Source organism: Paenibacillus sp. BGI2013 (assembly GCF_002843485.1).
GTDB lineage: Bacteria > Bacillota > Bacilli > Paenibacillales > Paenibacillaceae > Paenibacillus > Paenibacillus amylolyticus.
Map to the genome: position 1 here is coordinate 89,137 of NZ_PJFA01000009.1, position 26,215 is coordinate 115,351.

30 protein-coding genes are annotated in these 26,215 nt (G+C 43.0%); 2 read left to right on the plus strand and 28 right to left on the minus strand.

Annotated elements, in window-relative coordinates; genetic code table 11:
- Window positions 1–23 precede the first annotated feature (23 nt).
- From CXK86_RS21080 to CXK86_RS21130, 11 genes are all read right to left on the minus strand, one after another.
- Window positions 24–743 (minus strand): thioesterase II family protein, encoded by a 720-nt coding sequence (locus CXK86_RS21080; protein WP_101314516.1) that lies wholly within the window; start codon window positions 741–743, stop codon window positions 24–26.
- 76 nt (window positions 744–819) lie between these two features.
- Window positions 820–1,626 (minus strand): helix-turn-helix domain-containing protein, encoded by an 807-nt coding sequence (locus CXK86_RS21085; protein ID WP_180361839.1) that lies wholly within the window; start codon window positions 1,624–1,626, stop codon window positions 820–822.
- Between the two features lie 74 nt (window positions 1,627–1,700).
- Window positions 1,701–2,507: a phosphotransferase family protein gene (locus tag CXK86_RS21090; protein ID WP_047843976.1), complete on the minus strand. Its 807-nt coding sequence runs from the start codon at window positions 2,505–2,507 to the stop codon at window positions 1,701–1,703.
- Window positions 2,508–2,650: 143 nt separating this feature from the next.
- Window positions 2,651–3,847 carry an acyl-CoA dehydrogenase family protein gene (locus CXK86_RS21095; RefSeq protein WP_101314518.1) on the minus strand — a complete coding sequence of 399 codons (1,197 nt, stop codon included), beginning with the start codon at window positions 3,845–3,847 and terminating at the stop codon, window positions 2,651–2,653.
- Between the two features lie 92 nt (window positions 3,848–3,939).
- Window positions 3,940–4,221 (minus strand): acyl carrier protein, encoded by a 282-nt coding sequence (locus CXK86_RS21100; RefSeq protein WP_076252870.1) that lies wholly within the window; start codon window positions 4,219–4,221, stop codon window positions 3,940–3,942.
- 274 nt (window positions 4,222–4,495) lie between these two features.
- Window positions 4,496–4,933, minus strand: a complete 438-nt coding sequence (locus CXK86_RS21105) for a GNAT family N-acetyltransferase (RefSeq protein ID WP_101314519.1) — start codon at window positions 4,931–4,933, stop codon at window positions 4,496–4,498.
- A 244-nt stretch (window positions 4,934–5,177) separates the two neighbouring features.
- The gene (locus CXK86_RS21110) at window positions 5,178–6,077 is read right to left on the minus strand and encodes an ROK family protein (RefSeq protein ID WP_101314520.1); all 900 of its coding nucleotides are present in this window, start codon (window positions 6,075–6,077) and stop codon (window positions 5,178–5,180) included.
- Between the two features lie 28 nt (window positions 6,078–6,105).
- Window positions 6,106–7,578 carry a glycoside hydrolase family 32 protein gene (locus CXK86_RS21115; protein WP_101314521.1) on the minus strand — a complete coding sequence of 491 codons (1,473 nt, stop codon included), beginning with the start codon at window positions 7,576–7,578 and terminating at the stop codon, window positions 6,106–6,108.
- Window positions 7,579–7,603: 25 nt separating this feature from the next.
- The gene (locus CXK86_RS21120; RefSeq protein ID WP_101314522.1) at window positions 7,604–9,211 is read right to left on the minus strand and encodes an ABC transporter substrate-binding protein; all 1,608 of its coding nucleotides are present in this window, start codon (window positions 9,209–9,211) and stop codon (window positions 7,604–7,606) included.
- 55 nt (window positions 9,212–9,266) lie between these two features.
- Window positions 9,267–10,148 carry a carbohydrate ABC transporter permease gene (locus CXK86_RS21125; RefSeq protein ID WP_036617174.1) on the minus strand — a complete coding sequence of 294 codons (882 nt, stop codon included), beginning with the start codon at window positions 10,146–10,148 and terminating at the stop codon, window positions 9,267–9,269.
- 16 nt (window positions 10,149–10,164) lie between these two features.
- Window positions 10,165–11,025 carry an ABC transporter permease gene (locus tag CXK86_RS21130; RefSeq protein ID WP_223200008.1) on the minus strand — a complete coding sequence of 287 codons (861 nt, stop codon included), beginning with the start codon at window positions 11,023–11,025 and terminating at the stop codon, window positions 10,165–10,167.
- 540 nt (window positions 11,026–11,565) lie between these two features.
- Here CXK86_RS21130 and CXK86_RS21135 point away from each other — a divergent pair.
- Window positions 11,566–12,642 (plus strand): LacI family DNA-binding transcriptional regulator, encoded by a 1,077-nt coding sequence (locus CXK86_RS21135; protein ID WP_101314524.1) that lies wholly within the window; start codon window positions 11,566–11,568, stop codon window positions 12,640–12,642.
- A 117-nt stretch (window positions 12,643–12,759) separates the two neighbouring features.
- Here CXK86_RS21135 and CXK86_RS21140 read toward each other — a convergent pair whose 3' ends face one another.
- The 14 genes from CXK86_RS21140 to CXK86_RS21205 all read right to left on the minus strand — a co-directional run bounded on the left by CXK86_RS21140 (window position 12,760) and on the right by CXK86_RS21205 (window position 23,104).
- Window positions 12,760–13,578 (minus strand): purine-nucleoside phosphorylase, encoded by an 819-nt coding sequence (locus CXK86_RS21140; protein ID WP_101314525.1) that lies wholly within the window; start codon window positions 13,576–13,578, stop codon window positions 12,760–12,762.
- 165 nt (window positions 13,579–13,743) lie between these two features.
- Window positions 13,744–13,914, minus strand: a complete 171-nt coding sequence (locus CXK86_RS32240) for a hypothetical protein (RefSeq protein WP_180361840.1) — start codon at window positions 13,912–13,914, stop codon at window positions 13,744–13,746.
- A gap of 198 nt (window positions 13,915–14,112) precedes the next feature.
- Window positions 14,113–15,114 carry an endo-1,4-beta-xylanase gene (locus tag CXK86_RS21145; protein WP_101314526.1) on the minus strand — a complete coding sequence of 334 codons (1,002 nt, stop codon included), beginning with the start codon at window positions 15,112–15,114 and terminating at the stop codon, window positions 14,113–14,115.
- Window positions 15,115–15,353: 239 nt separating this feature from the next.
- Window positions 15,354–15,701, minus strand: coding sequence for a hypothetical protein (locus CXK86_RS21150; RefSeq protein ID WP_081746078.1), 348 nt, complete (start codon window positions 15,699–15,701; stop codon window positions 15,354–15,356).
- Window positions 15,702–15,836: 135 nt separating this feature from the next.
- Complete coding sequence (locus tag CXK86_RS21155) at window positions 15,837–16,709, minus strand: aminoglycoside phosphotransferase family protein (protein WP_101314527.1); 873 nt, start codon at window positions 16,707–16,709, stop codon at window positions 15,837–15,839.
- Window positions 16,710–16,742: 33 nt separating this feature from the next.
- Window positions 16,743–17,171 (minus strand): GNAT family N-acetyltransferase, encoded by a 429-nt coding sequence (locus tag CXK86_RS21160; protein ID WP_180361841.1) that lies wholly within the window; start codon window positions 17,169–17,171, stop codon window positions 16,743–16,745.
- A 42-nt stretch (window positions 17,172–17,213) separates the two neighbouring features.
- Entirely contained in the window at window positions 17,214–17,693 is a 480-nt protein-coding gene (locus CXK86_RS21165) for a DinB family protein (RefSeq protein ID WP_101314529.1), read from the minus strand.
- A 30-nt stretch (window positions 17,694–17,723) separates the two neighbouring features.
- Complete coding sequence (locus tag CXK86_RS21170) at window positions 17,724–18,260, minus strand: GNAT family N-acetyltransferase (protein WP_101314530.1); 537 nt, start codon at window positions 18,258–18,260, stop codon at window positions 17,724–17,726.
- Window positions 18,261–18,797: 537 nt separating this feature from the next.
- Window positions 18,798–19,142, minus strand: a complete 345-nt coding sequence (locus CXK86_RS21180; RefSeq protein WP_144029825.1) for a hypothetical protein — start codon at window positions 19,140–19,142, stop codon at window positions 18,798–18,800.
- Between the two features lie 137 nt (window positions 19,143–19,279).
- A complete protein-coding gene (locus tag CXK86_RS21185; RefSeq protein WP_101314533.1) occupies window positions 19,280–19,801 on the minus strand; it encodes a cysteine hydrolase family protein in 522 nt (173 codons plus the stop codon).
- A 25-nt stretch (window positions 19,802–19,826) separates the two neighbouring features.
- Window positions 19,827–20,249 (minus strand): hypothetical protein, encoded by a 423-nt coding sequence (locus tag CXK86_RS21190; RefSeq protein ID WP_180361842.1) that lies wholly within the window; start codon window positions 20,247–20,249, stop codon window positions 19,827–19,829.
- 47 nt (window positions 20,250–20,296) lie between these two features.
- Window positions 20,297–20,842, minus strand: coding sequence for a GrpB family protein (locus CXK86_RS21195; RefSeq protein WP_101314535.1), 546 nt, complete (start codon window positions 20,840–20,842; stop codon window positions 20,297–20,299).
- Window positions 20,843–20,942: 100 nt separating this feature from the next.
- Window positions 20,943–21,515: a hypothetical protein gene (locus tag CXK86_RS21200; RefSeq protein WP_180361843.1), complete on the minus strand. Its 573-nt coding sequence runs from the start codon at window positions 21,513–21,515 to the stop codon at window positions 20,943–20,945.
- Between the two features lie 98 nt (window positions 21,516–21,613).
- A complete protein-coding gene (locus CXK86_RS21205) occupies window positions 21,614–23,104 on the minus strand; it encodes a glycoside hydrolase family 43 protein (RefSeq protein WP_101314537.1) in 1,491 nt (496 codons plus the stop codon).
- 180 nt (window positions 23,105–23,284) lie between these two features.
- On the opposite strand from CXK86_RS21205, the gene CXK86_RS21210 reads away from it, so the two are divergent.
- Entirely contained in the window at window positions 23,285–24,187 is a 903-nt protein-coding gene (locus tag CXK86_RS21210; protein WP_076252881.1) for an ArsR/SmtB family transcription factor, read from the plus strand.
- A 110-nt stretch (window positions 24,188–24,297) separates the two neighbouring features.
- Here the strand turns inward: CXK86_RS21210 and CXK86_RS32245 are convergent, their stop codons facing one another.
- From CXK86_RS32245 to CXK86_RS21220, 3 genes are read right to left on the minus strand one after another with little or no spacing between them, the layout of a single operon-like run.
- Window positions 24,298–24,447 (minus strand): hypothetical protein, encoded by a 150-nt coding sequence (locus CXK86_RS32245; protein ID WP_167544423.1) that lies wholly within the window; start codon window positions 24,445–24,447, stop codon window positions 24,298–24,300.
- Between the two features lie 34 nt (window positions 24,448–24,481).
- The gene (locus tag CXK86_RS21215) at window positions 24,482–25,231 is read right to left on the minus strand and encodes a metallophosphoesterase family protein (RefSeq protein WP_076252882.1); all 750 of its coding nucleotides are present in this window, start codon (window positions 25,229–25,231) and stop codon (window positions 24,482–24,484) included.
- On the minus strand, window positions 25,228–26,172 hold the full coding sequence (locus CXK86_RS21220; protein WP_076252883.1) for a GNAT family N-acetyltransferase: 945 nt from the start codon (window positions 26,170–26,172) through the stop codon (window positions 25,228–25,230). The genes CXK86_RS21215 and CXK86_RS21220 overlap by 4 nt, the downstream gene beginning before the upstream one ends.
- Window positions 26,173–26,215: the final 43 nt, after the last annotated feature.

The following is a 26,215-nucleotide window of genomic DNA, read 5'->3' on the forward strand; positions in this document are numbered from 1 at the left end:
AACTGGAACACACTCCTTGTCAACTAGATTACATAAGGTTGCAGCTTTTCATTTATAATTCTCGTTGTTTCCTGAATATTATCCTGGATATAGAAGTGTCCTCCATCCAATTTGACAATGTCACATTGTGAACCAGCGTACTTTTTCCATCCGATCAGATCGCTAGATTTCACTCGGGTATCGCTTCTGCCAGTTAACACGGTAATATCACTCTGAACCTTGAAAGGCTTGGGCTGAAAACGATAGAGTTCGACAATCCTGAAATCCGCTCTAAGTACAGGTGCAAATAACGAAAAGAGCTCTTTATTGGTAAAGACCTCATCCGACGTTCCACCCATGTTCTGAATCGCCTCTCTGAACTCTTCGTCTGGCAATGCGTGAATATTCTCATCCTTGAAAATATGTGGTGCACGATTGCCTGAAAGCATCATATGTTCAGGCAATTGTTTCGTTGACTGTGCAAGTCGGTAATATAGTTCGAGCGCCATCCAGCTTCCCATGCTATGTCCGAAAATAGCATAAGGCCCATGAATTAGTGAGGAAACCGTGGGGTAGATATCTTCAATCGCTTCTTCAAAGCTTTCATAGAATGGTTCCCCCACTCGAGCGCCTCTTCCTTTTAATTCGATCGGTATTACGTCAATAAAAGGGCTTAAAGATGATTTCCAGCGATGAAAAATTATGGCTGATCCACCTGCATGAGGCAAACAAAAAAGTTGAATTTTCTTCATTAGCCCTATCATTCCTCGTATTCTTATTTTTATCGTAATTTATCATTTTACGTAAAAAAATACAATATTTTCTGTGTTATTGAATACATTATGTAGATTGAATAGATAGGGGCAAATCTCCCTTGTTGCTTCTGAATTGATTGCGATGTTCGGTCGGACTTTTGCCTACTTTTTTCTTGTACATTGCACTAAATTGTGTACTAGAACTGTACCCTAGCTTCGTCGTAATTTCAGAGATTGGAAGATCCGTCTTGGTTACGTACTCCTGTGCCTTATCCACCCGAATCTGCTGTAGGTACTTCAGTGGCGAAACATTGAAAACCTTAGAAAACAGATTACACAGATACACTGGATTATAACCAACCATATCCGCCAGAAATTGCAGAGTAATTGGCTGCTCATAATTGTTTTGGATATACTTGCATATCATGATCAAGTTCCGTTTGACCGAGTCCTCCCGATCCGTTTCCGGTCGCATCAAATTAGCCAGATTCGTTTGATAGTAACTGGAGTATACTTCAAGAAAATCTTTTTCAGCTATTTCGATGTCTTCTCTACTCTCTACCGTTCGGTTCAACAGACTTACAGCAAGATCATAGTGTTTACTACCATTCTCACTTAATATGTGACAGCTTGGTAGTCGCTCAAGCAGATCCGATCCAAAAATAATACCTCTCATTTTCAGAACAGGTTTATCGTAATTTTGCAGTCTTATTTTATTTGCCAGCAGCACAGCCCCTGCCTTAACCTGCACCGTTTTGCTAAACACACTGATTTCCAATGCATCCATAACCTCAAATATGGCAATCTGTCTTCTGAGAGACAAGTCAAATAGATGTTTTTTTTCACGGACGACCATATCATAAGAAACAACAGAACGTAGTTGGAAATCCATTATCGTTAACCTCCTGATTGTTTTTCGGACGGTTTTGACAAGTACGGTGCTATACATTCATTCCTAATCTTGATCTAAGTTGTGTTGAATTTTTTAAGCTGATTACGAATGTAATCCAATAAATCTTTTTTTTCCTCAGGTGGGATCCACTCCGTTAGTCTGGCTGCAGCAATGGGAAGAACCCATCGATGTATCTCGCGAATGTCCATGCCCGAGAGAGACAAGTAATACTCGATATACGCTTTACTCATCCTGCTTTTGATTATCTTCAGCAGAACTTTCATCATCAATGGAGCGCCTTTGGGCAAATTTCCGTATTTTAATAACACCAGCGTCCTTGCAACATCTGCTGCTGGACAGCCCGATGCGCCTGTCATCCAGTCTATGATCCAGGATTCTTTGCCTGTAATCACATTATTGGGATGGAAATCCCCATGACATAGAGATCTGCCTTCCGGCAAACTATGTACATAGTCCATAATCTGTTGCTTCTCAATGTCCGATAGATCACTTGCGTTTGATATATTCTTCTCTAATACAGTCTTATGCTTTTGTTGAATCCGTTCACCCGATTGCTGGTGTATTTGATGATGAAGTGCTGCCATCTGCCTTGCTCTGCGCTCAATGGACCATGGTTTAATAATCATCTCTTCCAAAAGTGTCCTTCCACTGGCCAACTCAAATATGATACCTTTACGATTATTGATCGTCACCATATCAATTGTTTGTGGGCATTTAACTCCAAGTTCCAAAACGATTCGAGTATTATCAAACTCATGCTGAATCGCTTCCGCAGAGAAATCTTCTCTGAAAAGTTTCAAAATTGAAGTTTCACCATGTCTGAATATTTCCGCTGTCTGTCCCTGCCCAATCCGTTTCAATCCTAATCAACTCCGTATCTTTCCTAAATCAATTATGGTAAAACATCAAAGAACCTAATGATCAAGCCCTTTTTTCATAGCATAATGAATGATCCTGCCTAATGCAAAAAAAGGGCTCTTCCTTAGGTCCTGCAATGCAAAATCTAAACGTTTCGATTCGCGCTATCCTTAACTTTTTCTGCTTTATTTGAACGTCTCATTTCACGGCGGTGTGTTACAACCTCCTGTGTTGCGATTAAAATTTCATGCATTTGAGTCGTGCCTTCGATAATTTCATTGATCCGGGCATCCCGATAATATCTCTCTACAGGATAGTCTCGATGGCAACCATTGGCACCATGAATCTGCACCGCATCACTCGCAACTTTATTCACCATGGTTGAAGCAAAGTATTTGGCAGTCCAAGTTTCCATAATGCTCTCTGGATCACCCACATCTCTTAAATATCCTGCTCTGTAACACAGCATCCGTGCCGCTTTCATATTCACTGACATTTCAGTGATCATTTTTTGTATCATTTGATTCTCGCGTATAGCTCTTCCGAATTGGATTCTGGAATTGGCATAATGTACCGATGCATCCAGACATGCCTTAGCTAAACCGACACAGCCACAAGCGATCGTGTATCTTCCATAATCCAGACAAGGTAGAGCAACATGTGATAACCCTGTACCGACTTGACCCAGGAGGTTTTCCTTCGGAATACGACAAGAATCCATTTTCAGTTCAGCAATCATCGATGCTCTCGCACCAAGCAACCCGCTCATAGGTTCAACGCTGAACCCAATGGAATCTCTCTCCACGATAAACGCTGTCGGCTTGTTCTCACATTGGGCAAGAATCAAAAATACATCTGCAAGCTGCCCCATGGTAATCCATTTTTTATGACCGTTAAGTATGTATTCATCTCCATCTAATACGGCCGTTGTTTCAATGCTTTTGGCATCGCTTCCAACACTCGGTTCTGTCAATCCGAATGAACCCAAAGTTGTTCCCGTAGCTAATGCAGGCAACCAGTACTGTCTTTGTTGCTCCGTTCCCCAACGCAAGATCGCTAAACCCACCATCCCCTGAACGGTTAACAAACTTCTGACAGAGGAGCACCCACGTCCAACCTCTTCGTTAAGAATCCCGATAGTGATATTGTCCAGTTCCATCCCGCCATATTCTTTTGGCAACATGGAGCCCAGATAACCAGCCTCCGTTATTTTCGCAAGGAGTTCCGGATGAATTCGTTCTTCGCTATCATTTAAACTAGCATATGGAATAATCTCGTTGTCTACAAAATCCTTGAATTGTTCCTGCCACATCAATTGCTCCGCATTCAGTTCAACTTTCATCACATATCACTCCTGATTTTGAGGTTATAAGTCCAATAAACGGAACTCGATGCTGTGATTGTCTGATATGAGCTTGTGTCGTCATTTTCCCTTTATGACTCATTGGGAATCTCATAATTGATGCACTTACGCAAACTGTCTTTCAGATGTTGCAATGTTGTGAAGTTCTCCAATTCAAGATACTCATCGTCCATCTCAATATTGAATTCGTTCTCCAAGGCAATGATCAGTTTGATAAATGAAATGGAGTTTAATCCAAGAACTCTTAAATCCTCATCCAACGCACTTACATCCAGCTTTTGTTCAGAAAACATTTCCACGACCTGATAGAAGTGAATATCAAACTGATCATAAGCCACAGGATATTCTTGCAAAAAAGATTCCTCCTCGATGTGAGACATGTAATCTTTGAAAATCCATTTTTGTGACACCATTTCTGTGATCAGAATCTGTTCGAACGTTTGCCTAAGAGTATAGGAATCGGAACAAAAAAGTCCTACATTTTGTAAATATTCCATATATTCTCTGACTTCGATACTATCATAATTTTCCTGAGTCAAGCAATCACTATTGCCATGTATTCACAAATATTTAATAGGTTTCCACCTTCGAGATGATATCCCTATCTTGCGACAAGGATTCATTCTCTCAAAGGTGCTTTGACATAAATACATCGACCTCATCTTCACTGTCCAATATAAATCCAAATCGTTCATACAATCGCCGAGCAGGGCTTCCCTGCAAAACATTTAAAATAACACGTTTCCCCTGAACTTCATCCTGTTCCAGCAGCATGTTCAGTACCTGAGTTCCTATTCTCTGGCCTTGATAATCGGGATGTATATAGAAATGTTCCAATAGATATTCCTCAGACTTGGGCTTCAACGCTACACAACCTACCATTGAACCCTCCACTTCAATAATCTGTGTCTGGGCAGGATTGAATGTATTCCGGAAACGTTCACGCACCTTCACATCATCGTACCTTCCCAGTCTGGTTAGATCATCGTATAATACCAAGGCTCGCAAATCAGCGAGTTGCTCTTGGTCTGCCTGTACAGCTTGACGCATTGTTATTGGGTTCATTTGTTGAATTCCTTTCCATTAGAGACACGTTAATTTTTGAATGTCTTATCGCACTATAGAACACTAAAAATCATACCTTTGGCAGCTCACTTGAGCAACATCGGATTTTAGAACGCACTATATTTTTCAAACATACTGAACTCCTCAAAAAAATAAAAAAGCCCAAAAAGGACGGTGCAGTCTTGCTTATACCAATAAGCGAACCTGCAGCCATCCCTTCTGGGATGTAGATTATTATAGAAAACTATGAAACATGTGAAGCTTGTGCCGCATGTTGTAATGCTTCCAGACCCAATGCTAACGCACCACATAGGCCTGCATGCTGGCCCAATCCGGGCTGCACAATATATTGGTCGATATGTTGCGTGATTGGGGCAGCATTTACATAACCATTGAGATTCCGCACTACCTGCTCCCGGATCATAGGAAACAGATGATCTTGCTGCATCACACCACCACCCAAGATGATCTTCTGCGGCGAATGAAGCAAGATGGCCGTAGTAATCGACTCCGCAATGTAAAAGGATTCGATCTCCCACGCCGGATGATCTGCCGGCAGTTCACTGCCAGGGATCTGCCAACGGGCTTCAATGGCTGGTCCTGCAGCCATACCCTCCAGACAATCGCCATGATACGGGCATAATCCGGCAAAGTGATCGTCTGGATGGCGTCTTGTGCGAATATGTCCACCCTCGGGATGTAACAATCCGTGGACTCGTTGGCCCCCTGCCACAAGTCCGACACCAACTCCTGTGCCAATCGTGTAATATACACAGTTATCCAGCCCTTGAGCCGCTCCCCAAGTCACTTCACCGAGCGCGGCAGCATTCACATCCGTATCCCATCCAAAAGGAACCGAAAATTCATGCTTCAAGGTTCCAACCACATTACAGTTTTCCCACCCAGGCTTAGGTGTGGTCGTAATATAACCATAGGTGGGACTATCCGGTTGCAGATCAATCGGACCAAAGGAGCCGATCCCCAGGGCTTCCACATCTTTATCCCTGAAATAGTCGATCACCTTGGCAAGGGTAGTCTCCGGATGTTCTGTTGGAAAGCTGATCCGATCTTCAATCTGTCCATGCTCATTACCTACACCACATACAAACTTCGTTCCGCCCGCTTCTATAGCTCCAATACGCATCGTTCTGGGCTCCTTTCCTTCATTACAATTAACCTTTAGCCTTGGTTGATGATATCTCATAGATATGAAGTGAAGAGAAAACCAGATCTGTATTTTCTGCATGAGCAGAGATGCCTTGGCAATCCGCATCCGGATAGATCAGATCCGTAATAACCGCCTGACCATCATTTGCAAATACCTCCACAGATGAATGATCTACAAAGATACGCAAACTTTGATTTCCGTTCACTTCTTTTAACTCAGCTGTATGACGGCTCAGGAAAAGTTCATGAAAATTGCCGATGCCCGATCGACTACGATCAACGTACACTTCACTTCGGATCGAGTCTACACCAACGACCGTCTCGTGATCTGCACCGCTTCTTAGCGCAAAATGGAACGACTGATCCTGAGCCCACTCTGCATGGATCTCATAGTTCACGAGTTGCAAAGCGTCCAACTGCTCACTCACTTGCTGAATCGAAGCATCCTGTAAGGACAATACTGGCTTACGGGCTTGCTCAAGTTCACGCGCAGGACGTTGGATCAGTATTACTTCTCCGGCTCTTGTCTCCAGTGACAGCTCACGTGCAATGGTCATTGCTCCACGGTAATTATTGGTTGGCGTCTGGTTGGCATACATCCAGTTGCTCATCCAGCCGATAATGAGGCGTCTTCCATCTTCCTCAGGAACGTCAGACCAACTAACTCCTGCGTAGTTATCCCGACCATAATCAATCCAGCGAACCGTATGGGATGCCTCGTCTGGGACAAATGTAGTTCCATCAAAATCTCCGGTAAAATATTGTGTTCTGGAGCCTTCAATAAAAGCAGGATCTGCACCGATGCTAACGAGCATCACCCATTTCTCCTGCCCTGAATCTCCATCCACTGCAAGCGGGAACAGGTCGGGGCATTCCCATACGCCATCGTGTGAACCAATCCCGGCGCCAAATTCACTTCCTAACGTCCAATCCTTCAGATTGGGAGAACGATACAGACATACCGTTTGACCACAAGCGATAATCATAACCCACTCCTTGGTCTGCTCATGCCAGAACACTTTGGGATCACGGAAATCAACAAAGGACTCATGCTTTAATACCGGATTACCCTCGTACTTAGTCCAGGTTCTGCCGTTGTCTTTGCTATACGCCAGACTCTGGGTTTGTATGGCATCTTGGTTTTTAACTTCAAGATGATGGGTGAAAATAGCAACTAATCCTGGCTCACCCTCAAAGAATCCGGTCGTATTATTCCAATCCACTACGGCACTTCCCGAAAATATAGTGCCATTCTCATCGGGGAGTAAAGCTATTGGTAGTTCCTCCCACGAGATCAGGTCCCTGCTCACTGCATGGCCCCAATGCATGGGGCCCCATGTAGTTCCATGTGGGTGATGCTGATAGAACAAGTGATACTCCCCATTGAAAAACACCATGCCGTTTGGGTCGTTCATCCACTTCTCTTTTGGTGAAAAATGGTATTCATTTCTGTAATCTTGTTTAAAAATTGTCGACATTATGGTTTCTCCTCCGTACTTTTCTTTATTTGTTATTACGGTCATATCCCGCTTGTTTAATCTGTAGCCATTCTTGCAATCCAAGACGATCCAGCTCTTTCAAGTAAGCATCCCATTCCTGATCTATTTTCCCGTTCTGATACCATTCTGTACGCAGACGTAACACGTAGGCGAAGAGATCGGTCTCAATCGTGGACAATCGATCCAGTTCATCAATGGAGAAGAACACACTTGGATATACGTTCTCTGCTTTCATATGCGGAACCATAACTTTGTCGAGAAGTTCCATCCGCCAAGCCGCATCTTCCGGTTTGGTTGTGTATTTGTCATAATAACTGTCGAGAATGGCTAATGGTCCTGCGATACTGGTTTTTTGTCTAAGTTCCACAGGTGCAGATCCTTCCAGTGGAAGATGCTTCAGCATCCCTTTGGCTTCATCGAATTCAAAAATATTTTGCTGACTCTCGTCTCCATAGGTACCCCAGTTGTTCTGCACAGATTGGAGCGGATCGTACAGTTGGTCTACCCACTTGGCTGTAGATTCCAGGTTTTTATTGCTACTGGTAATGACCATGCGACCACGATCAAGTCCTATTCCGTTTGTTCTTGTGACATTAACCTCACCGTTAGGCCCGGCAACCGGAGGCAGAACATCATACGTATCATTCATGCCTGTAATGTTAGCCTTATCCCATGTGAAGTACATGCCGTACTTATTATCCTTGCCTTTCGCAAGATACGTGTTCCAATCCTGCTGGTACGATTCGACATCGATCAGCCCTTCCTTAACCAGTTCATGAATGTATTTAACCGCTTCCTTGTAGCCTTCATCAGCTGCCGTGAAGACCACTTTCCCATCATTGGTTACCACGGTATGATCCCAGTTCTCTCCGAGTCCAAATGCCGCAAAGAGAAATGTCAGATCTTCTCCGCCCGGTTTGTTAATGAAAGATAACGGAATTTCGTCGGCCTTACCGTTGCCGTTTGGATCTTGAGTTTTGAACGCGATCAATACTTCTTTCAGTTCTTCGGTTGTCGTTGGCATCTTCAGTCCAAGCTTGTTCAGCCATTCCACATTAATCCAGGGCAAGTTATCCACTGCCTGAATCCGTTGTTTGCCACTTCCGAGTTCTTCAATCCATGGGAATGAGTAAATATGTCCGTCTGGAGCCGTGATCATGCTCTTGTATTCGGGAGCTTCCTCCAGCACCTTTTTCAGATTGGGCATGTGTTGTTCAATCATGTCCTCAAGTGGAATAATCGCCCCGTCCTTCGCCAGTTTCAGGAGATCATAATCCCCGTAACCTGCATCAAAAATGGCATCCGGCAAATCACCGCTGGCAACCGCCAGGTTTCTTTTTTCTGCAAATACATCACTCGTATAGTTCTTCCAGTTGATATGCACATTGGTTTTCTCTTCGAGTCGCTTGTTAATCAGCTTGTCGTTTGGATCAGCGGGAGCCAGCGGAGAGCTCTGTGTTATAAAATTCAATGTCACCTTGCCATCAGGGGATTGCGCCTCACTTGCCGCGCCGCCTCCACCTCCGCCACAGGCGGTTAGAAAGAGCATTGCAGATAACATGGAAATGGACGCCGTTGTAACGGCTTTTCTGGACTTGTTTACTTTTTTCATAATAATGACCTCCATGAGTTGGATTGGATCAACTTACTGTATCGCAGGCTGTTCACTATTTGAGGGAACCGACCATGACACCTTTTTCGAAATACTTCTGGAAAAACGGGTACATGATGATGAGTGGCAGACTCGAAATGACAATCGCTGAGTATTTAATCATCTCGGAGAGCCGTTTCAGTTCTGCCATCGCGAGCTGATCACTGATCATGCCCGGTGCAGCCTGATTCTGAATCAGAATGGAACGCAGAACCAGCTGTAACGGATGCAGGTTCGGATTATCGAGATAGATCATTGCATCAAAATAGGAATTCCATTGCCCAACGAACGCATAAAGTGCGAGTACAAAAATGATCGGTTTCGACAACGGAATGACGATCTGGAAGAAAATCTTCATCTCAGAGGCGCCATCCACGTTAGCAGCTTCTTTCAGTTCTCGAGGGACTCCTTTGAAAAAGGTTCTGGAGAGAATGATGTTCCAGACGTTAACGGCTCCAGGGATAATGATCGCCCACACCGTATCAAGCATGCCGAGATTACGTATGAGTAGATAAGTTGGGATTAATCCCCCGCCGAAGAACATGGTAATGATAAAGATAATCATGAAAAATCCACGTCCCGCGAGCCTATCATCCGACAATGCATAACCTGCAAATATGGATACGGTCACGGTGATCAGTGCAAAGGAAACCGAGTACAATACCGCATTTGCAAACCCCCGGATCATGGCTGGATTGGACAAAATCATCTGATATCCGTCCAGACTCCAGTCAGATACATTAAAAGACAGTCCACGATTCAGTAACACCGTGGGGTCCATGAATGAGGCGATAACAATATAAATCAGGGGAACAACCACAACCAGTACAGCACAGGTGAGAAAGATGGCATTGAGTGTGAGGATCAATCGATCCATTCCCGTGTGTTTAACAACCATGGATAATACTCCTTTCCTAATAGAGGCCTTCGCCTTCATTCAATTTCTTCACAATCAGGTTCACCGTCACCAGCAAAATCACATTGATAACCGAGTTGAACAATCCAACTGCCGCAGAATAAGCGTAATCTCCAGACTGTAGTCCCACCTTGTAGACATACGTGGCAATAATCTCGGAGGAAGGCAGGTTCATGGACGTCTGCATCAGATAGGCCTTCTCAAATCCAATGGACATAATCCCGCCAGCTGCCAGGATAAAGACGATGGCCATAATCGGACGAATCGTTGGAAGGTCAATGTGGCGAATACGCTGAAGGAGATTGGCTCCATCCAGATTAGCCGCATTGTGAAGCTCCGGATCCACATTGGCCAAGGCCGCGACGTATATAATGGAAGCCCAGCCCGCTCCGGTCCAGATATCGGACAAAATGTAGATCCAGCGAAAATATTCCGGTTCAGACATGAACATGATCGGCTGACCTGTAATCCATGTGGCTAATTGATTAATCGGCCCTGTCGGTGAGAGGAAGATGAACAGCATACCCACAACAACAACAACCGAGATGAAATTGGGTGCGTACAGAAATAATTGAATATTTTTCTTGATGCCAGCTTTGCGTACCTGATTCAGCATGAGTGCCAGTAAAATGGGCACCGGGAAACTGAATATTAATCCCAAAAAGCTGAGTTTAAGCGTATTCATTAAAATGATATCGAAATTGGGTGAAGCTATAAATTTCTCAAAATGCTTCAGTCCTACCCAATCACTACCCATGATGCCTTTGATCGGACTGAAATCCTTAAACGCAATGATGGCTCCGTACATCGGAATGTACTTGAAGATAAGAGTCAAAATTAAGGCTGGTGCCAGCAACATATATAAAAAGTAATTTTTTTTGAGCTGCTGCAACTTATGACCGCTTGTCGTCCTCACTTTCAGTACCCTTCCTTTGCCCTTTTTGCTGTCGGCTATGTTATCCAACACGATACCCCCGTTCCATTCTAGAAGTTGACAATTGTTTCAGTAAGGGCTTTCAATATTTACAATTGCCTATTTGATAATTTACAATTTATCAGGTTTCAACGGATTTAGTCAATACGTTTTGTAAAAAAATATTTGTGCATTTGATCATTTTATCTTTGCATTAATGGAACTAAAGAGGATTAAATTTGCATATATACAGCACCGAATCGTTAATATTCGTATAGATATTCCTATATTATTACTGTAATAGATTATCATTGTTACACTAGTTAACAAAACTTCTGGAACAATTATGAAAATATAATTCGACTATCTAAATGTAAATGCAATTGTGCATTTGTAAAACAGAGATTGCTATTTGTCCCGTTCTATTATACATTTGACTTAGAGAAGAATATGGATGACTATTGATGATTAGAGGTGAAGCATTAGATGGCAAAGGAAAAAGTCACGATACAAGACATTGCTGATGCTTTGGGGATCTCCAGGAATACGGCTTCCAAAGCATTAAATGATAGCGGAAACATCCCGGATGAGACCCGAAATCGTGTAATTAAAAAAGCAATTGAACTTAAATATAAACAGTTTGCCTATATGGACAATGAGCATGTTCTAACCAAGGCTCCGGGTAATATCGCCCTGTTAACTGAAAACCTGCCTAATACATCTCACTTTGGTTCGTTGTTAATCAGTGGTCTGGAGAAAAGAATCAGTGCGGAGGGATACAATCTCTCGATTCATATCGTGCGTGAAGACGATCAAGATACACTTACACTTCCCAACAATTTTGATATAGCCAAAGTGGACGGCATCATTTGCATTGAATTATTTGATCTGGAATATACACAGCTGATTACCGATCTGGGCATTCCCACCATCTTTATCGATTGCGCTTCCAACATATGTTATCCCGAATTCAAAGCAGACCTGCTACTCATGGAGAATGAACATAGCATCTATCAGTTAACCACAAAATTAATTGAGAGCGGCTACACAAGTATTGGATTCGTCGGAGATTACAATCACTGCAAGAGCTTTAATGAACGATGGGTTGGATATCAGCGTGCTATGCTGGAGGCGGGGTTGCAGGTCGACCTGTCCCATTGCATCGTAGATAATGATCGCCTGTGTTTCTCCAAGCCAGGATGGTTGAACCAGCGAGTGGCAGAGCTGGCCTCCCTACCTTCCGCTTACGTATGCGCTAATGACTTTATAGCAGTTGATCTGATCAGGGCGTTAAAAGACAGAAATGTCGCTGTGCCACAGGATATTGCGATATGCGGATTCGATAATGCACCCCAATCTCGAATTATTGAGCCAGCATTAACGACGGTTCATATTTATAGCAATGAGATGGGCATTAAAACTGCGGAGATGCTGTTATCCCGGATTAATAGCCCGACACAGCCGTATCAGGTCTCTCACATTGTGACCAAACCCATCATCAGGGAGTCCACACCAGCAATCATGGCCGATCATTCTCAGATGGTTCATAGTTCTGCAAAATAAAAAAACGTATGTCTCACGAGTAACAACTCGTGAAACATACGTTTTTTGTGGTTTCGATTGGGTTGGATGAAAACTCTATCCTATCCATCGTGGCCTAGATAAAAAATCATCTCGCGATTAGATCTCTTTCAAAATGCCTTTTACAAGTCCGATAAAGGTTGTTTTCACTTGCGCAGCCACTTCAATAACTTCATCATGACTTAATGGCTGATCCAGAATACCACAGGCCATGTTGGTCAGACAGGAAATGCCTAGTACCTTCATACCGCCATGAATGGCAACAATGGCTTCAGGTACCGTGGACATACCCACTGCATCCGCACCCATCGTACGAATCATGCGAATCTCCGCTGGTGTCTCATATGCCGGGCCACTCCACCATGCATAGACACCTTGCTGCAGGCCAACATTCTGCTCTTCTGCAACCTTAAGGGCAATACTGCGCAGTTCACGATTGTATACCTGTGATACGTCTGGAAAACGAACACCCAGTTCAGCATTATTCGGTCCCATCAACGGGTTATTGCCTACCAGGTTAATATGATCTGTAATGAGCATCAGTTGACCCGGCTCAAAACTTGTGTTGATGGCTCCGCACGCATTGGTGATAAGCAATTGCTCGACACCCAGCGCCTTCATGATCCGAACGGGGAAAGTCACTTCGTTCAATGTAAAACCTTCATAATAATGAAGGCGGCCTTTCATCGCTACAACCGTTTTGCCCATGAGTTCACCAATAACCAATTCATTGGCATGGCCGATAGCCTCAGATTGAGCGAAATACGGAATATCTGTATACGGAATAACGGTCGCATTTTCAATCTCGTCCGCGAGCGCTCCCAGTCCAGATCCCAGAATCATGCCTACGGCAGGTTTGGTATGGATTCGGTTTAATATGTAATCTCTTGCTTCCTGAATATGTGCGGATTGATGCATAATGATATCCTCCTGATGATCTGAATTGAGTTAACAAAAACTGAGTTAATGAGGTGTTACTCATCAAGTGTAATGAACAATGGTCATGATGTAAATGGAAGCTGTTCTATATACAATAAAAAAACGACCCTATGCTACAGAATCGTTTAAAAACATGGACATACCCTAATCCAATGTATATTTGTTTCTATTTTTCATGTAATCGATTGTCATAATCAGCAACAGCATGAATGTAGCAAACATCAGCGGTTTGTTAAAAGTACCTTCTTCAAAGATATAATAACTAAATGCAAAATTTCCTGCAAAAGTAATTAAATAGTTTCGGATGTAATCCATCTTCTCATCTCTTTTCAGGAAAGAATTTGGTTCGCCATTTCTTCAACCCTATCACAAAATTCCATTTAGTACCATATTTTTATCATCCACACAAATCAACGCCTCAATCACGAACGAGATAACCGCACTGTACAATCTATATTAAGTACAGCAAAAAATCGGCCACATCGTGACCGATTCTCTCCACTTCCCTGATGTTCAGGACATAGGGTTAATGATACGCCAAAATGATTCCTTAGGCTGCAACTGCTGATCAAAAACAAAGGGCCAATTTTTGCGTCCGCGTACCGGGAAATGGTCTAACCAGGTATAATTATCCGCTACTCCCCAGAACGTCACAGAGGTAATGGATGATTTATACTCACGGAACAAATTAAAGATTTCTTCATATCGACGCTCCTGTAGCTCAGCCATCTCTGAAGTTGGCGCGGTGAGGTCCGTTCGACGATCCTCATGACGAAACACGGACATATCCAGCTCCGTAACATGCAACTGCACATCCAGTGAAGCATAACGCTCAATAGCCATTCGGATCTCCTCAATCGAAGGACCATGAATATTCCAATGCCCCTGCAACCCAATCCCGTGTACAGGCGCTCCCTTGTCCAGCAAAGACCGAACCAGATTGTAGATCTTCTCCCGTTTGACCGGATCCGTCTCATTGTAGTCATTATAGAAAAGAAGCGCATTTGGATCAGCTTCATGAGCCATACTGAACGCTTGCAGCAAATAATCTTCCCCCACCAGCTCTAACCACTTCGTGTCCCGCATGAACAGGTCAGTCTTATCTTCAACAGCTTCATTGACGACATCCCACGCATATATTTGCCCCTTATACCGACCTACTACCGTATCAATATGTTGCTTCAAGCGAGATAATAAAAGCTCTCTGGAAGCGGGAGCACCTGAGGTATCCTCAAAGACCCATTTCGATGTTTGATTATGCCAGACCAAAGTATGTCCGCGAACCCCAATCCCTTGGGCAACAGCAAAATCAACAATTTTATCCGCCGCCTCAAATGAATAACGATCCTCTTCCGGGTGAATTTCTTCGAATTTCATCTGATTTTCAGCCGTGATACTATTGAAGTGTTTGGCGATGAAATCCGCTTCGGACTGCAACATTCTGGTATGTACAGCAGCACCTATTTTGAACGTATTAGCGTACGTAGCATGTAATGATGGAATTTCAGTTGGCATTTACAATTCCTCCCTGCCAGTTTTTATCCATCATATCGTTTGTTGAATACGCTTACAATGAACAAATTATACTTCTTCCCCCTCATATTTAACTATTTATGATCCTCGGCCCTGTTTGCACAACAAAAACACCTCCACGTATGTCCGACTGCTCATCTAAACAGAACATTTCTCGGAAGGTGTTTTGTGATCGGGCTGTTCAATTAAATTCAACTCATATACAAAGAGGATATGAAGCCTTACAGCTTGTCCACCTGTAACAAAGTCACCTGTTTCACTGTGCATGCCGGGTTAATTTGTTCCTCGGACAGAATGTTCAGCTTGATCAGGCTTTTCAGCTTATGGCTGTCTACCTTGGACAACAATCGCCAGATGTCCGGGTCTGGAAGAGAAGCATACAACTTCTGATCATCGTATTCCTTCCGGTTCTGAAGCACTGTTTTCACGGTGTAACCACCAACCTGCGTCTCATAGACCCCTTGTTCTGCACAATACGCGACAATCTCATCTCGTAGTACAGACAACTGCTGCTCAATATCTTTTTGCTGCTGTTTCAGTTCAAAGTAAGTTTGCACTTTCTGCTCCATATCGATCACGCTCCTCTACTATCATAGGTATGCGAGGATCGCTAGTTTAGGACTGGCTGTTTATTTTATTTGAAAAAAGTGGTCTTTCTATTACTTAATCGTATATTGTCGTCATTGTGTATCCCCGTATTACGATTACAGCAGATGTTCATTCAAATATGGATTATGGACAGTCATGCTGTGAACCCGTTCAATTACATTTGGCCCCATGGGTACATTCCCAACGCGCTTTAACAGAATCCAGCGCAGACAAGCTACAGCTTCAAAAACCTGCTCCTCTTCCAGCGTGTACGTATAACTTGCAGAATGTGCAAATTGAGCGCGATACATCTCGCCATAACTTTCCCCATTATAGACGGTGATCAGAAACACAGACCATGCCATATCGTATCTTGGATCACCATATTGCCCATTAGTCCAATCGATGATGGTGTAATGGTCGTCCATCTCAAGAATGTTTCCCAGATTATAATCGCCATGAATCAAGCGTTCCTGTCTGATCTGGACCTGCTGGATCAAGTTTGCCAGAAGATCATTTATATCGTCATGTAACTCAATTTGAGGAAAAAAGTATTGAACAAAATCGTACCTGAATATGTATTCTTCATCTTCTCCAGTACCCACTTTATTCACCGGATAACGATGGACCTCCATTAATCGCTCAGCCAAATGTGTCAGTTTGGTTGGTGTTAATTGGTTAACCGGCTTTCCATCATAGCTCGTTAAGAGCACTTGATTCTCTTGCTCGTCTAATCCCCAACCGTAGGGTTTGGAAACACGAATTCCACTTTGATAAAGCTTGGACAATAATCGATATTGTTTGGCGATATCCGGTTTGGAATCCTTGTCCCAGACTTTCAATACGTACGACTGATCTTCCATTTCGATTCTCATCACACTCGCTTCCAGTCCAGGTGGCAAGGGAATGATCTGATACTCCTGTTTAATCACCTGCTGAATACGTTCATCCAGTTCTACCCAATTCACCTGGCTAAGTTGAATCGTCATCGTTCTCCTCCTTCCATGATACACAAGATTAGATTATAATCGTTTATCAAATACCTTCTGCCATTTCTTCTCTTCATAACCGATAGCTATATAAAACCGATGTGCAGATTCCCTTTTTCCGTTACAACGTACCCGAATCTTATCAAAGCCGTTAACCCGAGCCCATTCCTCGCATTCGCTCATGATTATCTTACCAATCCCCATCCCTTGATGAATCCCATCCACAACTAGTCCACCAATCTCGGCAAAAGATGGACTCTCAATGGAATGTCTTCCCTGTACATGGCCCCAGCCTACGACCCTCGAATCAATCTCAGCTACACATACATAATGGTCTGGTAAGGAAGAGAGAAGAGTTAGTCGCTCCTTGATTTCTTCAGTTGTGCTGACATAACCCAGTTGATGGGATAATTGGCTCATCACTTCGCCATCCTGAATCGTAGCTTTCCTGCAATGAATCATCACTTCTCCTCCGTTCATTCATGTCATGCCGCTCTCTCCCTGTTAGTCAGGTATAATCAGGCCTTTGCCAATGACATTGGCGGATACTGGCTGTTTGCCCAATTCTCTGGCCCATACCGACAGCTGACCCATATGGTGAATCTCATGGGCGATCACATGTCGCATAACTTCTCCCCATGAATCTGTACTGGCCTTGCCAGCTGAGCGATGATCAATATAAGCTCTTTTTTCCATACTCGAATCCCAGGCTCTAACAAATGCCTCCACATCAGGACGTAACTTGCGATCGAGTCGCCTTACCGCCTCAAGATTCTGGTAGTTTGCAAAATCTTCTGCATCATCCGGTTTGCCCTGTAGCAACTGAAGCCAGCTCCACTCTACATCAATGATATGAAATAATGTTTGTAATATGTTGCCTACTCCGCCCGTGCGAGGCCGAAGCAATTCTTCAAGAGGTACATCTTCACACCAGACATACCATTGCTCACGTACCATCCAGTTATAACGAAAGAAGGTTTCCATCGGTATATTCCCCTTTATCGGCTTTATTTTTCAGAGAAATTTGATCAATTCTGTATGGGCAAAGGTATCCTCCGAATGTTCAAAATCACCATAAATTCTACTAATCTGATTGAATCCGGATTTGATCCAGAAGCGTAATGCAGTCCAATTTTTGAGCGCCACGTTGATTCGAATTTCCTTGTAACCAAGTTCGGAAAAGTGACGCGTCAACGCCTGAATTAATTCTTGTCCATATCCCTGCTTCTGGATCTCGCTCTGGATATATAAAAATTCGAGATAGATTGAATCCTCGGAGGGATACCCATGGTACACACTTAACAAACCAATATAGCGGTCATCCTCATTCGTGCGAATGGATTGAATTCGATAATTCTCCAGTCTGCCTCCCGGCGGAAGGTGGCCTTCTTCAAAACATTCTTTCACATAGTTCCGATCATGCTCTTGTCCATCCCATTGATGCAAGTACCGACTGGTTTCATATAAGGACTCAAGTTCAGGAATATCGGATTCTTCCACATTCGAGATAATAAGTCGGTCTGACTTCCATTCTACTGGAAGTTGTTTCATCGTTATCACTCCATCTTTATATCTATATAAATTAAACTATTGAATATTTACACTTACCACTCCGATGACAGAACAACCTTCCGATCGCTGTTATCCCCAAATTTTTTTGATTCATTTTATAATGGGAAACTCCGGAGATGAGCCTATGCTTCCGATGCAGCTTTCTTTCAGAAAGCTTTTAGGCGAACACTTCGCTTCTTCAGGTTTTTTCTGTCCTCTCCGTTTCGTGTAACTATTCTGTTGAATTTATTTAGTTAATTTCTTTTTTATATACAAGATTACATGAATACCTGCATAAATAAACAGGACATTGAAAAAATATAGAAGTACATTTAAATAGATGCCAGATATAAACCAGATAGTTCCCTCAGAATTAGCATAATGATAATCCGTAAAGAATCGGAGCGGGAAACCATACTCTGTTCGGAGCGGTCCATCTTCAGTATGTAAAGTTCCAGGAATACATAGGATGGCTAATACAGCAAGCCAGGCTGATAGATTCATTATTCTTTTGTTAATCGTCAATACATCTCCCCCTTATTCAACACTAACGGTATCTTCACCAAAATACGTCCCTTCCAACTTTTGATCCAAAAAGTCTCTTAAGTCCTTTTGATCAAGTATATATTTCGAATCTCTATTAAATCTGCTTTTTGTGGATACAATAATCTGTTTCCGATTGTATTGAATCGTAACTTTAGCGTTATGCTTTAATTTCAAAGCAATTCCCGCACTAATACTTCCTGTGACATCATCTACTGGTATTTTGGCTGTTTCCGGGGCTGCATTCAGCCAGCCGACTATACGGCTAATGTCTTCTTTACTTAACGTAACATTGTCAATGCTAACGTGTGCTCCACCGTCGCCTGTCCTGGTGTACACGACTATGCTCATCTCTGTGCTTATCACTTGATTTCTCGAAATCGGCTTATTTGGATCAGGGTTACTCGTGATTAGAAGATACAGAAACATGATTGCCACACCTATGAAAAACCAGAATCGCCTACGTTTTCCTAGCATTACAGCGCATTCTCCGTATCCAGCACGTTGGCAAACAGTCTCAGTACCGTATTGTGATGCTCAATAATCTGCTCCGCTTGAAGTGTCTTTGAATTCCATGTGCTGTGCGCATCTTGAACCAGATTGACCGTGTAACCCAGACTGAACGCTCTGCGGCAAGTCGTGTCCACACATACCTCAGTCTGCATACCCGCGAGAATCAACTCCGTCACGCCATCTTCTTGCAATTTCAGATGCAGATCGGTTTTGTGAAACGAATCCGGTGTCTCTTTTTCGATAACGAGGTCACCAGCACTAGGTGCAATGGACGGATGGATGTCCCACCCCAGTGTTCCTCGTTCCAGTGGACTGCCTGGCCCTTCGCAGTGTTGGATATATATGATGGAATGCCCTGCTTCACGGGCCCTGGCAATTAACACCTGGATCTTCTGAAGCAATCGTTCCCCCTGATATACGGGATCTGCTTCATCAAACATCGCTACCTGTACGTCAATGATTAGAAGTGCACAATGCGTTGTCATTTTGCTTTCCTCCTGACAAATCAATTTAATTCAACTCTTTTTTCTTCGTACCTTTAACAAAACTTCCAATCCCAATATCAATCAATACAAATAGGATAGCGGCAAGAACGCCAAATAAGGTCAGAACTAATGTCTCTTTGAAATCCAAGATTGCTTCTCCTGCGCCCATGACCACATAATAAATATACATACCTAGAACTCCAGCGCATGCATAGCCTAATATCCTCGTACTTAGATACAACACATGATTAGGGAATTGTATTCGGCTGAGCAGATAGTCTAGCAATATCGATAAAGGTAGCCCGATCAACAGGATCAAGGGAGTCGCGTATATCAGATAAATAAGAATGTAAAAATCAAAACTGTAGGATTCATTCATCGATATGAGACTCGCAGCCAAAGTAAAACAAATGATGGTTAGAACGGTTGTTATCAGCTTTCTTCCCATGTTCATCTCATCACTCCAATACAGTTATCTCTATTCATTAGATGTGCTCATGCGTCAGATTTTGCCGGCTGCCATCCGATTTCTTGAGACCAACGATGTGCTCTCTGTAATATGCTCCACACCATTGGTCCTTTTCCTTCAACATATTTGGGACGCTGATCTTTATACAATGACATGAGTCTGTGCTTTTCTTCCGCATATTTCAAACAATCTTCTGGATGCTCCCTTAAATAGTCTCTGAACAGCAAGGTCATCTGCTCGGAGAAACTGCCTACCTGTCTAACGTGTATATGTATCCTTCTGCTTCCGGGTTCTTCACGAAAGTAACGTTTAGTCTTATCTGGATTTTCTGCTCTAAATACAAAACCTACTGTTTCGATCTCACGTTTGTAGTCCAACAAATTTTCATAATTATCAACAGATATTTGTATATCTATGATAGGTTTGGCGTCTATTCCAACAATTGAAGTGGACCCAACATGGTCAATCCGCACGGCCTTTTCTCCTAACGCTTCTCTTAATTTCGAACCCGTTTCGAGAAACAAATCACGCCATGCCGGGTCATACTTTGCGATTCTCCATTGATCCTCCATATAACTCCTCCTTGGTTATCCAATCAAACTATATAATTAAATAACACGTTCTTTTAACCTTTTGTTACATGTAGATTATTTAAGGGATGCCATATAGATATCATGCAAAATCATCATTGTTTATCCCTAGTTCTATTTGTTTTTGGGATTCAATCATATATTCGTACACATCATCAATTTCTGTTATCCCTTTAATATTCTCTTTTAACAGTTCAATAATTAATTGATTATCACTCTCTCGCATCTTTATATCTTCCATATAATTATCGTTATAGTCGTTCATAAAATCTAATTTGTTCTTATAAAATCGAAATCTCTCCAAAACATATACTTCCTTAAGATTAATAAATAATGCTACAAAATCCTTAAAGTTTCTGGCCACTAAAGTTACTTGATTACCAAACGCCGTAGGTTGGATAAAGATAACCGGAGCTTCTTCCAAATCACTAATGGATCTGTTAAACGTGAAAAAAGCAAAATGGTCACCATCTGCCCCTGTTCTTCCAAATACGATGGCATCATCTGGCGTACAATAGTATCTATCATCATCATTGTTAAAACTAATATAAAACCCCATATAATCTTGGAGGGTTCCATCATGTTGTTTACGTAATTCCTTATCTATTCGAACGATGCCTTCTAAGGATGCGGGCATTTTATAATGTACTCCCAAGTTTAAATACCTCTCTTCTGTTAGCGTTTATTAATATATTTATATTTTGACACAAATTCAAAAAAAGAGAAGGACCTTCAGGCCCTCCCCTTAACTTCTTAATGATAGTCACACTTGAAGTTTGTAAACTCAGCTACAGCATCTTCACCCGTTGTGTATAGACCAATGAGTACACCTGTAAAACCTCCAGCCACTTCAGAGGAAAGGTATCTCGTCTGTGCCGAGCCAAGCAGAATCTCTTCACCATGTGCTTGAAGCAGGAAGCTGTAGCGTTCCTGACTTGACCGGATGACCAGCGTTGCATGCCGTTTATTTCCTAGATCCACTTCTTGTTCAATCGATTTGATATCACCGATATTCAGGCGCTCGATCACCTTATAGCCGTCCTGTTCCTGACGAATAGCCATTTCATAATGATGATTCTCATCCATGTAGATCGTAATACCGGCCTCGCCATTCGTCAGACTGACATCGACAGAAATCGTAGCATTAAAGTCTTTTTGACGTAACCCGATGAACGTCGGGGATGCTGGAACGTCCAGCGTTACATCGGTTCCTATTAGCGTAAGCTTGTCTGATTCAAGCTGATAATGCTCTGCATTTGGATGACGAAGATAACACCAGTCGAGGTTCCAGTCTGTATTTTCAAACGTATAATTCTTCTTATCCTGCTGGATCACCGTATCCGGGATACGATTGGTCTCAAAACTCGTCAGTGTTGTGCCTTCATGCCCGGCTGTAAACCATCCGTCTTCACCAAACGTAATTGGAGTCAGAAATACTTCTCGGCCCAAATGATGGTACGTAGCCCATCTGCCGATCTGTCGGAATCCCAAGTGGAAAAGCCACCAGTTCCCCAGATCATCCTGAACCAGATCACCATGCCCCACACCCTGTAACTCATACCCGCCCAGATTACGGTTGGTTAGAACTGGATTGTGCGCGTAGGCCTCGAACGGACCTGAAGATGAAGTTCCCCGGGCATACGTAACCATATGACCATACTCGGTGCCGCCTTCGGCTGCAAGCAGGTAATAGTAACCATTCATTTTATAGAGATGTGGGCTTTCGAGATATCGTCCACCTGTCCCATTCCATATCGAACGACTTGGGCTAAGTTTGCGGCCAGTTTCAATCTCAAGCTCACACTGGACAATTCCGCCAACGCCTTCATCATCCACGCCATTACTCATAAACAATGTTTTTCCATCTTCAAAATACAAATCGGGATCAATCCCGCCTTGATCCACATAAATAGGCTCAGACCATTCTCCGTAGATATTATCCGTCCAGACATAGAAATTCTGATGCGTCGTATCGTTGGTTGTGACCATATAAAAACGCCCGTTATTGTGCCTGATGGTTGGGGCAAATACACCCCCGGAGCTATTCACCGTCTCTAGCCGAATCTGGCTTTTACGAGTCAGGCAGTGACCAATCTGTTTCCAATTTATCAGATCCTTGCTTTCAAAGAGCGGTACGCACGGAAAATATTGAAAAGAACTACACACCATATAGTATGTATCGTGCACCTTAACCACACTAGGGTCTGGATAAAAACCTTTCACAACAGGGTTATTGTATTTCATTACTCCACTCCATCTCTTATTATAAAATTCACAAATATAAGAATTCAACTTCGTAACAACTACAAAAATTAAACACCATCGGGTGTAAACTTGCAATGAATCTGAATTGCATCTTGGAGTTAATTTTATTAAATTAATATATATGTGATTTTAGAAGATTGAGGATAGGGAGTTGTACAGATGATCAAAGCAAATGGGGAGCCCCAGTTCCTTCCTTTATATGAGGCGCTGGCAAGTGAAGTCAGATGGAGAATCATGGATATGATTGCAGATCGCGAAATGAATGTGAAGGATATTGCCGCAGTATTAGAGCTTAGCCCCTCCATTGTCACGATGCATATTCGCAAACTGGAGGATGCGGGTCTAATTGGCAGCAGACGAGTTCGGATCAACGGAGGGACGCACAAATTATGTTACCTCAAGCAAAATCAGATTGAGATCGAGCTGCCATCCCCAAGCCAAAGTTCACGAACCAGAGAACAGACGATAGCCGTTGGACACTACACTGCTTTTGATATTCACCCTACCTGTGGGCTAGGAACACTTGAAAAAGAAATCGGTGTATGGGACGACCCCCGTTACTTCCTTGATCCTGAGCGTGTACACGCCGCTATCTTGTGGTTTGGGAAGGGCTATGTCGAATATAAAACACCTAACTTTGTACTACCTGATCAGACCACCGATGCTATTGAAATTTCGATGGAACTGGCCTCTGAAGCTCCGGGATTGCGAGATCATTGGCCTTCGGATATTCGTTTCACCTTCAATGGCGTTTCTCTCGGAACGTGGACAAGCCCTGCCGACTTTGGCAGAGCAGCACGCGGGAAATACACACCAGAATGGTGGCATCGTAATGTAAATCAGTATGGATTGTTGAAGACTATTCGTATTGATGCCTACGGTACCTATATGGATGGTGAGCGGATGTCAGACGTTACTCTCGCGGATATTAAGCTTAGCGAACCGTTCTGGACGCTTCGCTTTACAGTTGACGAGGAAAGCCCCAATGTAGGGGGATTAACGATCTATGGTGCTGGTTTTGGTAATCATGATCAGGATATTGTTATTTGTGTATTGGGTTAAAGTGGCTAGCTGTGCTGCACAAGAATCCTCCCTTTCCTGACCTACAGGAGAGGGAGGCACCCGAAAATGCTGCTCCTTAGCAAATTTTAAAGCACAAGCCTAATCAATCCTTACCTTTGCTCTTTTAACAGTTCCTTAATCTCCCTTAACTCTGATAATATTTCTTTGGTGTGCTGGCTATTTTTGGAGTTATCTATTCCAACTTTCACAACATAAATACCGAGGAACAGATACACCACCAACATAATGATCATTCCCATGTACATCTCTCCTTTCCAAAGTAGCAGCACCTTGCTATGAACGTTTACTGCCGTCTATATCCTCTCTCTCCAACTGATTTCCATGGAATGCCTTCAAAAGAAAAGCCCGATCCGGAACGTTCAACCGTTCATACGATTTCAGATACTCCCTATTGTCATATGGTACTCCAATGAATTTCACGTCCACTTTGCCCTCTTGGAGATCCACGATGCCGTATCTGGCAATGGCAAGATCGTTACAGCCTAAAGCGCCCGGATTCATATATACTCTTTGATCTGTCTTATAATAATGAAGAATATGATAATGACCAAAACAAACCAAATCATGGGCCGTCCCCTGATACTTCGCGTCTAATTTGGTTCCGGATGGTTCTTTATCGATAACATCCAACTTGTCGTTGCTCATATGATAGTGAGTCAAAAGGAAGCGATGTCCTTCTACCTCTTTTTCAACGAATTTCGGTAGAGCTTGGATTTTCTTGATCGATTCTGCACTCAAATGCCGACCAATCCATTCGTGATGCTCGGCCATGCCTTTGTGCCCTTCTAATGGACCCTTATTTTGAAGCAAACTCAATACGGCCTCTTCGTGATTCCCTGAAATCGCTATCATATTTTTGCGGCTGTACAACATCTCGATCACTTCATTGGAGTAAGGGCCAATACCGATCATATCCCCCAAGCAAAATGTATGCTCAATGTCTTCTCTGGAATCGATATCAGCCAATACCGCTTGCAGCGCAGGAAAATTCCCATGAATATCGGTTAAGATGGCAACCTTCATTGTGATTCCTCCTCAGGAATATACATTGTCTGAATCTCCTGCACACCCGGAATAAAGCCCAGATTCAGATACACGGACTCCGCATCATTTCCTTGCATCACATACAATCGTAGAACGGGATACTTACCTTTAAGTTCATTTAATGCTCTCTGTAACATCAGTGTAGCAAGCCCTCTTCCTCTATATGCCGGACGAACACCTATGCTATACACAGCAGCCTGATTATCTTGCAAGCACAAGCGACAATTTGCAATAAGCTGTCCCGTTTCCTTGTCGTATACTAGCGTGGAGGCTTGAGTCAGAATTTCATTCGTATAATTAGGGTCATCACTTGGAATAAAATCTGCAAGCGTGGTATGTTTTCTTCGTGTAGCTTCAAGACTTCCTGCAAAACTCTCCAGGTCACATTGAGCAATTTCATCTTCATTCACATATTTTCTATTGCCGGTTTCACTTTCAATAATCTCTGGACTCTTCACGGTTACCCTGCTGTCCCATTCGATTTCAAAATGATCTGTCGGCCGCTGCATCCAGCGACATCTGAACTCCACTGGCCAGAATCCAGCTCGTGCGTATAGATCAACTTGGTCTGGAAGAATCTCAAAGGTCAGAATGCGTTTGGTGCGATCCGACCACTGTAATAATTTATGCTTCAGAAGCTTCAAAACATCAAAGCACTGCTGGAATGGCGGGACAAAAAACAAATGATACATCCGGTTAGGCTCCATTCTCACGCCACCTATTTTGCTTTCCCCTTTGTAAATCCAGTACGCACTGATCTTGGAAGAACTGAACTCTTCTTCCCTGAAAAATCCGACATAACGCCTATCATAATAAACCGTGCAATATAATCCCCATTCGGCAAAATCTGCTTTGCGAATCGAATATTCATCCGACAGATCATATTGAAGAATATCTGTAGACCACTCAGTTAAACCCATACGTAATTCCTCCTCAGTTTTAATTAAATGCCAAGCAATCAAA

Coding starts and splice junctions, on each gene's coding strand:
- CXK86_RS21080 (WP_101314516.1), bottom strand. CDS start 743: ATGATAGGGCTAATGAAGAAAATTCAACTTTTTTGTTTGCCTCATGCA.
- CXK86_RS21085 (WP_180361839.1), bottom strand. CDS start 1,626: ATGGATTTCCAACTACGTTCTGTTGTTTCTTATGATATGGTCGTCCGT.
- CXK86_RS21095 (WP_101314518.1), bottom strand. CDS start 3,847: ATGAAAGTTGAACTGAATGCGGAGCAATTGATGTGGCAGGAACAATTC.
- CXK86_RS21105 (WP_101314519.1), bottom strand. CDS start 4,933: ATGAACCCAATAACAATGCGTCAAGCTGTACAGGCAGACCAAGAGCAA.
- CXK86_RS21110 (WP_101314520.1), bottom strand. CDS start 6,077: ATGCGTATTGGAGCTATAGAAGCGGGCGGAACGAAGTTTGTATGTGGT.
- CXK86_RS21115 (WP_101314521.1), bottom strand. CDS start 7,578: ATGTCGACAATTTTTAAACAAGATTACAGAAATGAATACCATTTTTCA.
- CXK86_RS21120 (WP_101314522.1), bottom strand. CDS start 9,211: ATGAAAAAAGTAAACAAGTCCAGAAAAGCCGTTACAACGGCGTCCATT.
- CXK86_RS21125 (WP_036617174.1), bottom strand. CDS start 10,148: ATGGTTGTTAAACACACGGGAATGGATCGATTGATCCTCACACTCAAT.
- CXK86_RS21130 (WP_223200008.1), bottom strand. CDS start 11,025: ATGTTGCTGGCACCAGCCTTAATTTTGACTCTTATCTTCAAGTACATT.
- CXK86_RS21135 (WP_101314524.1), top strand. CDS start 11,566: ATGGCAAAGGAAAAAGTCACGATACAAGACATTGCTGATGCTTTGGGG.
- CXK86_RS21140 (WP_101314525.1), bottom strand. CDS start 13,578: ATGCATCAATCCGCACATATTCAGGAAGCAAGAGATTACATATTAAAC.
- CXK86_RS32240 (WP_180361840.1), bottom strand. CDS start 13,914: ATGGATTACATCCGAAACTATTTAATTACTTTTGCAGGAAATTTTGCA.
- CXK86_RS21145 (WP_101314526.1), bottom strand. CDS start 15,114: ATGCCAACTGAAATTCCATCATTACATGCTACGTACGCTAATACGTTC.
- CXK86_RS21150 (WP_081746078.1), bottom strand. CDS start 15,701: ATGGAGCAGAAAGTGCAAACTTACTTTGAACTGAAACAGCAGCAAAAA.
- CXK86_RS21155 (WP_101314527.1), bottom strand. CDS start 16,709: ATGACGATTCAACTTAGCCAGGTGAATTGGGTAGAACTGGATGAACGT.
- CXK86_RS21160 (WP_180361841.1), bottom strand. CDS start 17,171: ATGATTCATTGCAGGAAAGCTACGATTCAGGATGGCGAAGTGATGAGC.
- CXK86_RS21165 (WP_101314529.1), bottom strand. CDS start 17,693: ATGGAAACCTTCTTTCGTTATAACTGGATGGTACGTGAGCAATGGTAT.
- CXK86_RS21170 (WP_101314530.1), bottom strand. CDS start 18,260: ATGAAACAACTTCCAGTAGAATGGAAGTCAGACCGACTTATTATCTCG.
- CXK86_RS21185 (WP_101314533.1), bottom strand. CDS start 19,801: ATGACAACGCATTGTGCACTTCTAATCATTGACGTACAGGTAGCGATG.
- CXK86_RS21190 (WP_180361842.1), bottom strand. CDS start 20,249: ATGGGAAGAAAGCTGATAACAACCGTTCTAACCATCATTTGTTTTACT.
- CXK86_RS21195 (WP_101314535.1), bottom strand. CDS start 20,842: ATGGAGGATCAATGGAGAATCGCAAAGTATGACCCGGCATGGCGTGAT.
- CXK86_RS21205 (WP_101314537.1), bottom strand. CDS start 23,104: ATGAAATACAATAACCCTGTTGTGAAAGGTTTTTATCCAGACCCTAGT.
- CXK86_RS21210 (WP_076252881.1), top strand. CDS start 23,285: ATGATCAAAGCAAATGGGGAGCCCCAGTTCCTTCCTTTATATGAGGCG.
- CXK86_RS32245 (WP_167544423.1), bottom strand. CDS start 24,447: ATGGGAATGATCATTATGTTGGTGGTGTATCTGTTCCTCGGTATTTAT.
- CXK86_RS21215 (WP_076252882.1), bottom strand. CDS start 25,231: ATGAAGGTTGCCATCTTAACCGATATTCATGGGAATTTTCCTGCGCTG.
- CXK86_RS21220 (WP_076252883.1), bottom strand. CDS start 26,172: ATGGGTTTAACTGAGTGGTCTACAGATATTCTTCAATATGATCTGTCG.